Raw genomic sequence first — 13371 nt, 5'->3', positions numbered from 1 at the left:
GAAATAAGTGAAAAAAAGAACCTTTATTCCCTGGGAAGAAGAACATGAAACTCTGTTCCTACCCCTTCTTTTGATTGTACATAAATTTCTCCTCTATGATTTAATACTATCTTCTTACATAAGGCCAGGCCGATACCAGTTCCTTCAAAACGGTCCCTTGCATTTAATCGCTGGAATATCAGAAAGATCTGTTCCATAAATTTTTCATTGATGCCTATACCATTGTCAGAAAAAATAATTTCAAAATAAGTGGAGGTGCTATTGAGAGATGGATACGTTTGCACTTCGCCGGCCGGGAGCATTCGGCAGGAAATATGGATCACAGGCGCTACAGCCGGTCTGGAAAATTTAATAGCATTGCCGAGCAGATTGTAAAAAAGCTGGTTCATTTGCAATGGCACCGCTTTAATAACCGGAAGTTCACCCTGTGTTATAATGGCTTTTTTCTGTGCAATCAGCATGTCAAAATCTTTCTTTACATTTTGCAGAATAACGTTCAGGTCTACCTGTTCAAAAACATTAGCGTCCAATACCTTTGAAATATTAAGTACATCACTGATCAATTCTGACATTCGTTTTGCAGCCAGGCCGATCTTGTCGATCAATTCCCTGGCCTCACCATCTATATCTTTCCTAAACCGTTCACTCAGAAGCGCCGAAAAAGTCCGGATCTTTCGCAAGGGTTCCTGCAAATCATGGGAAGCAATTGTTGCATACTGTTCCAGACTATCATTTGATTGTTTAAGCAAGGTATTGGCTTCTTTAAGCGAAAGGGTGCGTTCTGATACTTTACTTTCCAGTTCACGCGAAAAATTAACGAGATCAGTTTCCCGGTTCCTGGTATCTGTGATGTCCTCAAAAGCCAGTAATACTAATAATTCACCATTATCTTTTCTGGCTATCCGGCAGGCATTTAACAACAAGATCCTTTCTCCAATATCTTCAAATCTTTGTTTGATCTCCACATCAGTAATACGGCCATCTGTCAACAAACTATTTTCCAGGGCCGATCGAAGCTCTGGAATATCCCACAGTCTGTTTCCAAGCTGATAAAAGGATTGCCCTTCCGTATCCCCCTCTGTAGTTTTGAACTTCTTATAATATGACTGGTTAGCCGTTCTTACTTTCATCTCCTTATCCAGCACAATGAGTGGTTCCCGGATGGTAGCTATTATGGACTCGGCGTACAACCGGGCAATATTCAATTGATCATTCCGGTCCTGAAGCTCCTGGTTCAGCGTAGTCAGCTCTTCATTAGTGCTTTGGATCTCCTCCTTTGATGTTTCCAGTTCTTCATTCAGGCTTTGCAACTCTTCACTACCCGACAACAGCTCTTCGTTTGCGCTTTGCAGCTCCTCATTAACCGCTTCCTGATCTTCGGTAATGCTTCTTATATCCTCACGCAACTGGGCCAACTCTCTTTCCAATTGACTGTTCCGTTCGCTTTCGGCCAACTCTTTATTCAGGGCTTCCCGGGTTAACCTTTCCAGGTCTTCGCCTGGCACATTAGTCATTGTATCCCCAAAAAGAACCAGATAATAGGGTTCGATCGTATTCAACAACGGAATAACTTCAATGGTCACCAATTGCTGTTTCTCAGGTGCAACAAGAGAGATCCCTTTTTTCACCACCGGTTTTTTATCCGTTTTTGCTTTATGCAAAGCATTCCGCAGTTCAAAGGCCAGTCCTGGTTTAACCATTTTCAGCACGTTCAGGCTCGCTTTTCCTGGTGCCGGTTCAAGCCAGGCGCCAGTTATCCCCCTGAACTGCACAATGTCCATTTCTTCATTTACTACTACCCCGGGCGGTGAAAACTTTTGTACAATTACCTCATCGGCGCTCCGCTGAAAATCGTCGCGCCCCGGTTCCTTTTTAACAGTGTCCACACTGTCTCTAGATATATTTTCAGTTTTATTGGAAGAAGGATGCAAAAACTTTCCGGGAACGTTTTTTCTTGTATAGATCTTTTCACTTTTTCCATAAGTTGCAAACAGCTCTGCCGCAGGCGCTGTAGTCTCTGAATTGCCCAGTAACAAATATCCGTTCTCATTCAGCGCGTAGTGAAAAGTGGTCAACGCCCTTTTTTGGAGAAATGTTTCCATATAGATCAGTACATTCCGGCAACTGATCAGGCTCATTTTTGCAAAGGGCGGATCTTTCAAAAAATTATGGCAGGCAAACACACACATATCCCTGATGGACTTATTGACACGATAGCCGCCATTTACTTTAGTAAAATATTTTTCCACCCGGAGGGCGCTTAATCCGCCCAGCTCTTTTTTGGAGTAAATGCCAATACGGGCTTTTGCTATCGATTTTTCAGAAATATCTGTCGCAAAGATCTGGATCTTATAGTCGGCTACCTTATCTCCTAAATATTCGCTCAGGCAGATGGCCATTGAGTAGGGCTCTTCTCCGGTTGAACAGCCGGCGATCCAGATGCGCAACGGGTTAGCATCATCTTTATCCTTTAAGATGTTTGGAAACACGGATTCGTATAGTGCTGCAAAAACCTTCGGATCGCGGAAAAAATCCGTTACCGGAATAAGGAGATCCTGATACAGAAGATCCTGTTCAGCAATATTCTCCCTGAAATAGGTAAGGTAATCCGTAATATTTTCAATCTTGTTCAAGCCCATCCTGCGAATGATGCGCCTGCGAATGGTAGTCTGTTTATAATAGGTGAAATCATTTCCTTTCCGTACACGTAATAACGCAATTATTTGACGAAAAGCCTCTTCCCTGGCCGATTTCCCTTCTTCTTTTTCCACCTCCAAACCATTTCTGAAAATTTCCGATATCCTGGCCAGTTGCAAAGGGATTTCTTCGGGTTTAAGAATAAAATCCACTACTTCCGCATCGATAGCGCTCTGAGGCATGCCGGAAAAGGCAGCAGATTGTGGTTCCTGGGCAAAAGTAAAGCCCCCATGTTCCTTGATCGACTTCAATCCAAGGGTACCATCGGCTCCGGTTCCGGATAAAACCACGCCGATCGCCTGGCTCTGGTGAACTTCAGCCAGCGAGGTGAAAAAAAGATCGATAGGCATATTTTTCTCGCCTTTCGGCCCCCGGGGACTTAATTCAAGACGGCCATCATTTGCCATCAGCAATTTGTTCGAAGGGATCACATACACCCTGTTTGGCTCAACCCGTACATTATTGGTGATCTCCTGTACGGGTATTAATGTGGTCTTTTGCAGTATCTCCACCAACATACTATCATGCGACGGCTCCAGGTGTTGTACCAAAATATAGGCGGCTCCTGCATTTTCCGGTAAAGCCTTCATCAGCTTTTTAAAAGCTTCCAGGCCTCCAGCCGAGGCTCCCACGCCCACTACCGGGAAAAGATTATCAGAAGGTTCCTTGTTTTTATCTTTAATGTGAAATTCAGACATGATGTAGCATTTGCTGAAAATTATGGTCGAAAAACCTTTCCAAGGTACATTTATTAAGGCTATGGTTACAAATCGCATTCTGGTGTTGAAGAATGTAGCAGGGCTGGTACAATTATGGTATAAGTTATTTGCCACACCCAATGATCAACTGACCTGATCCCCCTAAGAGAGCTTCCTGTTTAAGTCAATTGCCGAAAATAAACTTACTTGAAACTCTACATTAAAAATATGGCTACCCTCCGCTGCATTATTGTTGTAAAAGATGCATTGGAAAAGCTTGGTATTCAGTATAGTGAAGTGAATTTGGGGGAGGTTAGCCTGAAAGAGAACATCTCCGATACCCAGCTTAATCAGATCAAATCCACTCTATTATCATTAGATCTGGAATTACTGGAAGACAAAAAAACTATCCTGGCTCAACAAATTAAGGCCCTCATTATTAATCTCATCTACCACACAGACGAACCGTTAGTCAAAAACCTGTCTGTATACCTTAGTAATCAATTGCACTATGATTACACCTATATGTCGAACCTGTTTTCAAACCAACTGGGCATTACTATAGAAAAATTCTATATCTGCCACAAAATTGAACGGGTTAAGGAACTACTCATTTACAAAGAGCTTTCCCTCACGGATATAGCCTTCAAATTGCATTTTAGCAGTGTTGCACATCTTTCGGCGCAGTTCAAAAAAATCACCGGCCTTTCCCCTACGCACTTCAAACAAAACAATGGCAATAAACGTGATCTCGTTGAAAAGGTGTGCGGTAACCAGAAATAGCAGGGAATTACAGTTAGTACAACAATTAATTGGTCTTCTGAAGATACGCATATGCATTATGTAACAGGGCGGTATCTGGCAGCCATTGCCACCACACGCCGAGATCCGTTTTAATAATGTTTTTATAGAACTCTGGCAATTGCTGCGATTCCCCCTCAAAATATTTTCTAAAGTTGCGGTCCTGAATAAGGTTTTGCCTTACCTGCCGGTAAAATTTCAACCGGCCCCAACCTTCCGAAGAAATGGCGCGCATAACATTCATCCATTTCGATGTAAAACCTTTCGTATGCATAAAACGTCGATAGATCGCCTTTGGTGAAAATGCATATTCTGTAAGATCAATCACTTTGTCGTAAAAGTCGACCCAATCATAATTTTTGGGTTTCACATTCATAGCCAAGTGATTATTAAGAAAGTGAAATGGAAATGGAAGTACCCGTCCTGCTCTTTGATATTCCAGGTTCAGCGGAGCAGCCTCACCGAAAGCAGTGAGGAGCGAAAACCCGGGGAAAGCGGTAGGGGAAGAATCAATAAAGCGTTTGGTAAGCTCGAATGGTTCAGCCCCCGCATCGCTATCGAGGCCCAGTACAAAGTTTGTTTGTACATATGGCACATAACGAAAAACAGTATTAATGTGTTCGGAGATCTGTTTCACTTTTTCGGCTCCGGTAATATGTGAAGCCCGCGCCTTATTACCCAATTCGTACCATGATTCTACACCTGGCAGCAGGGCGGCAAAACCATTTTCCTTTAATTTATTCAGGTGACCTTCTGTCAAAACAGAAAGGCTGCTCTCTGCAATAAAATGAAAGCTTTTAGGCGGCGCAGCCGAAGCGATTGCCTGCATACTTTCGTCGAACCGTATACCAAAATTCGGGTCATGCCATGCTATCCACGGCTTTTTATACTTTGTAAGCAAAAATTGAAGATCAGAACTTATTGTTTGAAAATCCAATGCCTGATAAGTGACAGTTGAATCAATACAGAACGAACATGTATAGGGGCAACCAACACTTCCCAGTATAGGCACAATCTTAATAAAAGGGGCCTTCTTTAAAGTAGCCTCAATAAATTTCCATCGCTCCTGTATGCTGCATAAATTTGCCGGTTGTTTACCGGCACACATTTTTTTTCCTACAGGACGTTGGGGTATACAATTATTCAATAACTCTGTAATTATTCCCCGGTTGGTAAAACCCAGTACGTAATCAAAGTATTGAATAGCATCATCGGGATAACACCGTGCATGCGGACCACCAAGAACGGTTATTATTCCGCGGCTACGGAAATAGTTACTGATTGCATAAGCCAGGAGCGCCGCCTGGGTAAATGAACTAATGAAAATCAAGTCTACATTTTCCGGTAGCTCTTTACGCAAATCTTCATTCCCAGTATAACATATCATGGTGACGGTATGCCCTTCCTGTTCGCACCAGGTGGCTATCACCTGAGGCATTATACTGGCCAGGTTAGCATGCATGATCTTTCCCCATAAGGACCTGGAGGGGCTTTTACATACAAGATCAATTACCCCTATTTTAAGAGATCGCATATTATTAATAGTTTCTTCCTAATTGTTTCATGAGCCGCACATGCGAGTAAATGGCCTCACTCATGGTTGGGTAATAGTTGTAGGGCAAACCAAATAATTCACATTGTTTCCGTACTATTTTACTTAATGCCGGGTAATGCACATGGCTGATCTGCGGAAAAAGGTGATGCTCTATCTGGAAATTTAAACCACCCACTAGCCAGCTGATCACTTTATTTCGAGGGGCAAAATCGGCAGTGGTTTTCACTTCATGAACAGCCCATTCCGATGCTATCACCTTACTGTTTTCTGCAACCGAATCAAAAGAAGTTTTTTCCACCACATGCGCCAGCTGAAATACGATAGATAAAACAAGCCCCATTGTTATATGAAGAATTAAAAAACCGGTTAACCATGCCTGCCACCCTAAAAAATAAACAGGTACAATAACATAAAAAAACAGATACAATACCTTACTGATCCAGAATATGACATGCTGCCGGGCATCGATTTTTTTAATAACGGTAGTATGGATCTTTTTTGAAAAGTACTTGTAAAAATCAGTGCCCCACATCCAGGCAAGCGTGCTTACAGAATACAGGATGAACATATAGATGAACTGGTAGCGATGTATAGGCATCCATTTTTGGGTAATGCATTGCCTTAATAACGGGCCATTGGCGATATCATCGTCAACTCCGTCTATATTGGTATAGGTATGATGAATAATATTGTGCTTGATCTTCCAGATAAACGCATTGCTGCCTAAAACATTCATACTTAAACCCATGAAATCATTGACCCATTTCTTTCCGGAATAGCTGCCATGACAGGCGTCGTGCATCACATTAAACGCTATGCATACCAGGCTGAAACCAAAAAGCCCGGAAAGCAATACGCCAACCGGCCAACTATAATTGCCAAACAGCAACCAGCAATAGACTGCAACAGCAACCGGAATCAATACCAATGCTTTTGTATACAATTTCCAGTTTCCGGTTTTTTTGAGCCGGTTGTTTTGAAAATAAGCTTCCACAGATCTTTTAACAGACTGGAAAAACAAATGGTCCTTGTTATTAAATGTTATTTTAGGCATACCCGAACCGTATTTTTAAATCAGCATAGCTGCTTCCATCAAAATTGACTTAATTTCACAGTATAACTGTTATATACTTCCTAGAGAGAGTTATATTATTCACACATTATTTACTGAACGGTGTTTAATGATGGGCATCATTTAAACTAATGAATGGCGTTGAATGTCATCGTTTTAGATCTAAAAAAAGGGCCAGGATAAAAATCCAGCCCTGAATTAATCCAATATCCTATGAAAAACCGGAACAGGATAATAGCTGGTTTTTTATTCATGTTATACATTTTATTAAATATGTTACACAATTCACACTTATAGATAAAGCAGTTCTATGGGGCATTATTTCCCCTGTTAAGAAAGGGCAGTAATGGTGTAATAAAGGAATGATTTGATTCACATTTCATCCAGCATGGACCGGCGCTTATTTTTTAGCTGTTTAAAATGTGAAGGGGTAAGACCGGTTACTTTCTTGAACTGGGCCGAAAGATGCGCCACACTGCTATAATGCATCCGATAAGCGATTTCGGTTAAATTAAACTCATTATATACGAGTAGTTCTTTTACCCGTTCAATTTTGTTGGCTATTAAGAATTTTTCAATCGTAGTACCCTGCACTTCTGAAAAGAGATTGGCCAGGTAGGTATAATCGTAGTTTAATTTCTGGCTTAAATATTCAGAAAAATTTACTGCCAACGGCTCTTCTGAATAATGGACCTTTTCAATAATAACATTTTTTATTTTCTGGATCAAAATGCTCTTTTTATCGTCCATTAATTCGAGGCCCGATCTCAATAACGCTGTCTTTATCTGTTCCTTTTGTTCAGCTGAAATATTCTCCATCACTTCCACTTCGCCTAATTCTACTGAAGTAAAATGGATACCCAGTTTTGTCAATTCCTCTCTCACGACCATCTTACAGCGGAGGCAAACCATATTTTTAATATACAATATCAAGGGAGCAAATTTTACCGCCAGTATAGAAAGGTAGTACAGGTATGACGGCGTTTCCTACTTAAATGTACGTAAAACTTCCTTATTTATCTTCTTTAGGCAGCAATTGATTCAATTTCAATTCATCTATATCCATATCCCTTTCCACCATCCTTATTGCTGCATCGCTGAACCGGCCTTCTTTATGGAGTTTTAGCAACAGTTCCCGTTGAAACCGGCCGATCTCTATCTGCGCTTTTTGCATTTCGGTAAGCGTTCTTACAGCTAACTGTTCTTCCTGGTTTTCATTTCTTGTATGTATATTGATCTCATTGGCTAATTTTCCGGCTACCTGCTCAAATTTCTTTTTTAACTCCATCCTGACCCGCTCGGCCGGCTGTGGGTAAAATTCATAATCAATAAAATGCAGCGTGCTGTTCACCATATACAACTGGAGTTCTTTTACTTCCTTATCCTCACTAATAGAAGGTTTCACGTTAAGCAGCCTGATCAGCAGGGGAAGGGAGAATCCCTGTACTACCAGCGTTACAAAAACCACAACAAAACAAACAAATACGATCAGGTGTCTTTGCGGAAAGACATTTCCATTATAAAGTTTAAGCGGCAGCGCAAGGGCCAACGCCATAGAGATCACCCCTCTTGTTCCTGTCCAGGCTACTATTAAAACATTCTTCCAGTTGCCATACTGTTCCAGATCGGGCGGTACACCGTTATGTTCTTTCTTATCACGGTTAAACAAGCTGAGTAAATAAGCCCCCGCGAAAACCCATATCATGCGTATTAAAATAGTCACCACGCTAATGATCATTCCATAACCTATAAGCGTAGATAATTTATACCCTGTTAACTGCTTTAAAATACCGGGTAATTGCAGGCCAATGAGAATAAATACAAAGCCGTTCAACAAAAATATTAAAGTGTCCCAAACCACTCTTGTTCGTATCCTTGTTTGGTAAGAAAATATTTCCGGAGAACGCCACGCCAGTAAAAGCCCGGTACTTACTACAGCCAGTATGCCGGAGGCATGTATTTGTTCGGCAGCTAAATAAGACAAAAATGGAGTTAACAAGGTAAGGCTGGTTTCAACTATAGACTGGTTCTCGATTCTTTTATGAATAAATATTAGTATAAAGCCAATCAGCAAACCCATAATTATGCCACCACCGGCAACATACAAAAACTGTAAACCAGCCTGCCACAACAGAAAACCTCCCGTAATGCTTGCTACGAGTGCATAGCGGTAGGCAATTAAAGCAGAAGCGTCATTAACAAGGCTTTCACCTTCCAGAATACTGATGACCTTTGTGTTCAGTCCAAGACCTTTAATGATACCGGTTGCAGCTACCGCATCGGGCGGAGAAATGATTGCGCCCATTAGAAAAGCCAGCGGCCAGCTAAACATTGGAATGAAATAACGGGCTGTAATGGCAACAGCAAGCGTAGTAATAAAAACAAGGCTGACACCTAATGCTGATATGGGTTTTATATTGGTTTTAAACTCATGCCAGGAAGTACGGAAAGCTGCATCATATAGTAAGGGCGGTAAAAAAACAAGAAATACAACATCCGGATCCATAACCAGGCCAGGCAATGCAGGTATAAATCCAATGATCAGCCCCACCAACACCAGAAAAACGGGATTAGGAAGTTTTAGTTTATCAACAAGAGCAGATAAGCTGATCAACACTACTAATATAAAAATGATGATCTTAAAGTTTTCCATCATTCATTCAAATGTGTGAATAATATAACTTAATTCTCCAATTATGTAACTGTTATTTGAATTAAAAGACACAGTTTTGTATGCTGTTGTATTTAGTTATTCCTACACATTCAAACATAGAAATCATGAAAAGGTTTAGGGATATTCAATCTAACATATTTTATGACAATCAATACAAATAATATCACTATTAAGAACAACGAAAAGTTTAATCCGGCAAACTATCCAAAAGCCATGAGTGAACTTTTTGCTTTACGATCAGGAATATCAGAAGCCTCTGTTTATTTCAAAGTTGAGATCGTTGTATCTTATTTAAAGAACCACAGCCTGCAAACCGACTGGGTTGATGCCAACCCTTCACTCACCCGAATGGTCACCTCTGGTTTTTTCAAAACTTCTAATCTGGAATCTTTATTTGAATCGGCCAGAGACAATAAAATTTTCCTAAAGGATTATGAAGAATACATTAGTACACAGCTTTTAACGGGAAAGGGTTAATTTTCTACCGGCACTAAATATTTTATATGCCATTTTATTATTACTTCATTTTATTCATAGGGCTGTCAATTATTATTCTTGTTTTGCGCTCTTTACTGTCACGTAAAAAGAATATCTCTGTTGACTTGTTTAATGAAGCAATAAGGAATGAAAATAATGGCCTGTATGAAGAAGCTGTAGTTAAATATGAAAGCGCTTTAAAGGAAGTTAACAAAACCCGGTTCCATAGCACTTTCAGAAATAAAATAATTGAAAAAATTAAAGTATTACATCTTTTGATCGAATACAATAATAGTGTTCGCATAATCAGGCAATAAAAAGCCAATGTGCACAGAACGGATAAAGAATTGTTTGAAATTACATATACTAAAAGGGTCATGTTAGCTGATCCTTTTTTTATGCCCGCCTTCTGTAATACACCGCTCATAATTATCCTTTAAAATAAAAAAAATGGTGAAACCATTTATATTGACAAGCATTCAAAATATTATTGGATCGATAAAAAAGGACATAAGATACACATAGCAAAGAATAAATTGATAACCAAGGAGCAAAATTGATATTGATGCTTGCCGGCCCCGACAGGCTACGGGCCGGCGAATGATTCAGGAGCTTAATTTTTAGCCTGGAAAGACCTCTTTCGTTTCCAGATAAACTGCGTATGACCTGGGAGTGATCTTTCCTCCATACAAATACGCATATACTTTTGTAAATGTTGCCCCGAAGTATATAATAACGCTTGAATAGTAAATCCATAGAAGCAAAACAATCAGACTGCCTGCAGCACCATAGGTGGAAGCCGTTTGTATGTGACCAAGAAAATAACCTATAGCTGCTTTACCAAGCATAAATAAGAACGAAGTAAATATAGCTCCTTTAATTGCATCTTTCCATTTCACTCTTCCATCTGGCAGATACTTGAACATGAATGTAAATAATACAGCCACAACAACAATTATAAATATGCGGTTAATTGCAAATTCCATAATAACGCCGGCATTTGCAAAAAAGTCAATCAGGTAACTACCCAACATATCTATCAGCAGGTTCATTATTAATGACAAAACAAGTATAAAGCCAATGACGCTGAATATCGCTAAAGATATCGCTCTTTTGATAAGGAATTTCTTCCGGTTAAGTTTCGGGATTGGTTTGAGCTTCCAGATGTGATTGACAGCGTCCTGTACTTCTGTAAAAACTGCTGATATACCAATCACCATTGCTATGATCCCCGCAACCCCTGCAACAGAGGAATACTGAGCAGAAACAATATGCTGAATCATTTGCTGGATCTGCATTGCAGCAACATCGCCAACCTGTGAGCGTATTTCTGAAAATATTCTTCCTTCCATAGCCTGTCTTCCAAAAAGATATCCTAATAGGGAAATGGTAATAATAAGTAAAGGCGCCAGCGAAAAGATAGTATAGTAAGAAAGAGAGGCGCTATAGCGAAGGAGATTTTCGGCAATAAAGGTTTTAAAGGTCGTTCTCAGGGAAACCCATAACTGCGCAAAAAAGATCGGTATCCATTTCATGAGCTTATTTTTTTCGTCAGAGGATAGCCCGGGAAATGCATCGGTTTTGCAGGTTTTTCATCACCTAATAGCACCCCCCATTTTTTAAATTGCTCAGTGCGGTCGAAAATAATTTTTAAAACCGCTATGACCGGCAGGGCAAGAAACATTCCGGAGATCCCGGTAAGGGTTCCGGCAATAAAAATGCCTATGATGGAAATAAGCGGATTGAGCTTTACCTGTGAACCTACAATACGCGGCATCAAAATATTATTATCGAGGAACTGTACTACAGTTATAGCACCCAACACAAACAGGATATCGACAACACTTTCGGATGAAGCCAATGTAATCAATACACCTAAAATGTTACCTATCAATGCGCCGAGGTATGGGATCAGGTTTAAGAAGGCAAATATAATTCCTATTAGCAATGCATGTTTTATACCAAATATAGCCAGTATTGCCCATAAAAGGATAGTAATGTAACACAGCTGGATCAGCAGGCCTAACAGATATTTTTTACCCATCTTTTCAATTTGCTGCATAACGTCTTTTATATTAGTATGTTCTTTGGGCTCAAAACACATTAAGATGAATTTCATAAAAATATTTCTATTCATTATTAACAGGTAAGTGTAAATGGGCAATAATCCAAAGAATAACAAAATGCCTGTAGCCGAACCAGCTGCGCCGCTCAAAATACTGGCTGCATAACTGAAAAATTTATTGCTTTGATCCCTGATAAACTTTAATTGCTCTGTTGGCGAGAAGTCGAACACCCGGCTTATCCATAAACTCAGCGCATTAAGATGTGTGGTTATATTTTTTTCTATTTTAGAATAATCATGAAGGAGAAAGCTTGTCTGGTTGTAAAATAACCAGATTATAAGTGCGATAACGATGATTACTAATAATATCGGTAAAATAACAGCTAAAACATCAGGGAATTTATGCTTTCTGAAGAAACGGTATACCGGCAACAGTATAATGCTGATAAAAAAGGACATCAGAAGGGGCATGATGATAATCTTTCCAATAACAATTATTGCCCCAATCAAAAAAAGCCCCAGCAATTCAATTGAACGCTTTATGGTGACAGGCATTTCTTTCATATGGCTTATTCAATATTGATCCATGAGAAAATGTTATTTACCAGTGGGCCAGTAATGAAACCGCAATACAAAAATACAGGATTTTAATAGAGTGATTATACTTAACTGTATTACGTGGTCATTTGTTGTAAATATATTATCAGGTTCATAGACGTTCATATCACCACACTTCAGGAATGTGAGAATAATGTAATTCTTATCCAGAATCATATAATTATGTAGTTCAGAAAAAATCCCACCTTTATATATGCAAAAACTATTATTATTGATCTCGGGTAGCTTGTTATATTGTATATCAATAACAGCCCAGGTGAATGCAGATTCCCTTTCGTTAGCAATGGAAATTCATCGCAATCAAATAAAGCTGGGCAAACTTCTAAGCCAGCTTGAACAACAAACTAATAAAAAGCAAGATGCTTCTGAGAAAGCACAGAGTTCTGCGAATATAAATTCAACTGCAGCAGATAAATTAAGTGATGATCCAGATAGTAGGAAGCTGGCCAGAAGAGCAAAAAATAAAGCCAGTGATGCCAAAAAAGATTCCAGGAATGCAAGAGTAGAATCCCAAAATCTGGACAAATTACATAAGGACATCCAGGATCTAAAGAAGAAAATTGAAAATAATCAAGCCAAATTAGATAAACGAATAAAAGACGGAAGACCTAACAGTGCGGCTATCGATACAATACCGAACTAATAGAATAAATATTACCACTGAGAATGGCTGCAGAAAAAAATTCCCCTGCCACGGTTTATAATACCGGTGCA

Annotated in this window: 11 protein-coding genes; 4 read left to right on the top strand and 7 right to left on the bottom strand. The window is 39.8% G+C overall.

Annotated elements, in window-relative coordinates; genetic code table 11:
- Window positions 1-23 precede the first annotated feature (23 nt).
- Window positions 24-3395, bottom strand: a complete 3372-nt coding sequence (locus A3860_RS15515) for a chemotaxis protein CheB (RefSeq protein ID WP_158085271.1) — start codon at window positions 3393-3395, stop codon at window positions 24-26.
- A 207-nt stretch (window positions 3396-3602) separates the two neighbouring features.
- On the opposite strand from A3860_RS15515, the gene A3860_RS15510 reads away from it, so the two are divergent.
- Window positions 3603-4178, top strand: a complete 576-nt coding sequence (locus tag A3860_RS15510) for a helix-turn-helix domain-containing protein (protein ID WP_081147638.1) — start codon at window positions 3603-3605, stop codon at window positions 4176-4178.
- A gap of 25 nt (window positions 4179-4203) precedes the next feature.
- Here the strand turns inward: A3860_RS15510 and A3860_RS15505 are convergent, their stop codons facing one another.
- From A3860_RS15505 to A3860_RS15490, 4 genes are all read right to left on the bottom strand, one after another.
- Window positions 4204-5730 carry a B12-binding domain-containing radical SAM protein gene (locus tag A3860_RS15505; RefSeq protein ID WP_081147637.1) on the bottom strand — a complete coding sequence of 509 codons (1527 nt, stop codon included), beginning with the start codon at window positions 5728-5730 and terminating at the stop codon, window positions 4204-4206.
- A gap of 4 nt (window positions 5731-5734) precedes the next feature.
- Window positions 5735-6805 carry a fatty acid desaturase family protein gene (locus A3860_RS15500; protein ID WP_081147636.1) on the bottom strand — a complete coding sequence of 357 codons (1071 nt, stop codon included), beginning with the start codon at window positions 6803-6805 and terminating at the stop codon, window positions 5735-5737.
- Window positions 6806-7195: 390 nt separating this feature from the next.
- On the bottom strand, window positions 7196-7756 hold the full coding sequence (locus A3860_RS15495) for a helix-turn-helix domain-containing protein (protein WP_081147635.1): 561 nt from the start codon (window positions 7754-7756) through the stop codon (window positions 7196-7198).
- A gap of 79 nt (window positions 7757-7835) precedes the next feature.
- Window positions 7836-9479 (bottom strand): Na+/H+ antiporter, encoded by a 1644-nt coding sequence (locus A3860_RS15490; RefSeq protein ID WP_245843548.1) that lies wholly within the window; start codon window positions 9477-9479, stop codon window positions 7836-7838.
- A 159-nt stretch (window positions 9480-9638) separates the two neighbouring features.
- Here A3860_RS15490 and A3860_RS15485 point away from each other — a divergent pair, with 159 nt between their 5' ends.
- Both A3860_RS15485 and A3860_RS15480 read left to right on the top strand, forming a co-directional pair.
- Window positions 9639-9974: a hypothetical protein gene (locus A3860_RS15485; RefSeq protein WP_081147634.1), complete on the top strand. Its 336-nt coding sequence runs from the start codon at window positions 9639-9641 to the stop codon at window positions 9972-9974.
- A 26-nt stretch (window positions 9975-10000) separates the two neighbouring features.
- Window positions 10001-10291, top strand: a complete 291-nt coding sequence (locus A3860_RS15480; RefSeq protein WP_081147633.1) for a hypothetical protein — start codon at window positions 10001-10003, stop codon at window positions 10289-10291.
- 303 nt (window positions 10292-10594) lie between these two features.
- On the opposite strand, the gene A3860_RS15475 is transcribed toward A3860_RS15480, so the two are convergent.
- Both A3860_RS15475 and A3860_RS15470 read right to left on the bottom strand, forming a co-directional pair.
- Window positions 10595-11509 carry a YihY/virulence factor BrkB family protein gene (locus tag A3860_RS15475; RefSeq protein WP_081147632.1) on the bottom strand — a complete coding sequence of 305 codons (915 nt, stop codon included), beginning with the start codon at window positions 11507-11509 and terminating at the stop codon, window positions 10595-10597.
- A complete protein-coding gene (locus A3860_RS15470) occupies window positions 11506-12594 on the bottom strand; it encodes an AI-2E family transporter (RefSeq protein WP_262497310.1) in 1089 nt (362 codons plus the stop codon). Before A3860_RS15470 ends, A3860_RS15475 begins: the two co-directional genes overlap by 4 nt.
- A 256-nt stretch (window positions 12595-12850) precedes the next feature.
- Here A3860_RS15470 and A3860_RS15465 point away from each other — a divergent pair, with 256 nt between their 5' ends.
- Window positions 12851-13300, top strand: coding sequence for a hypothetical protein (locus A3860_RS15465; RefSeq protein ID WP_081147630.1), 450 nt, complete (start codon window positions 12851-12853; stop codon window positions 13298-13300).
- Window positions 13301-13371: the final 71 nt, after the last annotated feature.

This window comes from Niastella vici, assembly GCF_002077945.1.
In the GTDB taxonomy this organism is placed as follows: Bacteria; Bacteroidota; Bacteroidia; order Chitinophagales; family Chitinophagaceae; genus Niastella; species Niastella vici.
Note: the sequence above shows the minus strand (reverse complement) of the source record. Positions and strands in the feature narration are given on the sequence as shown.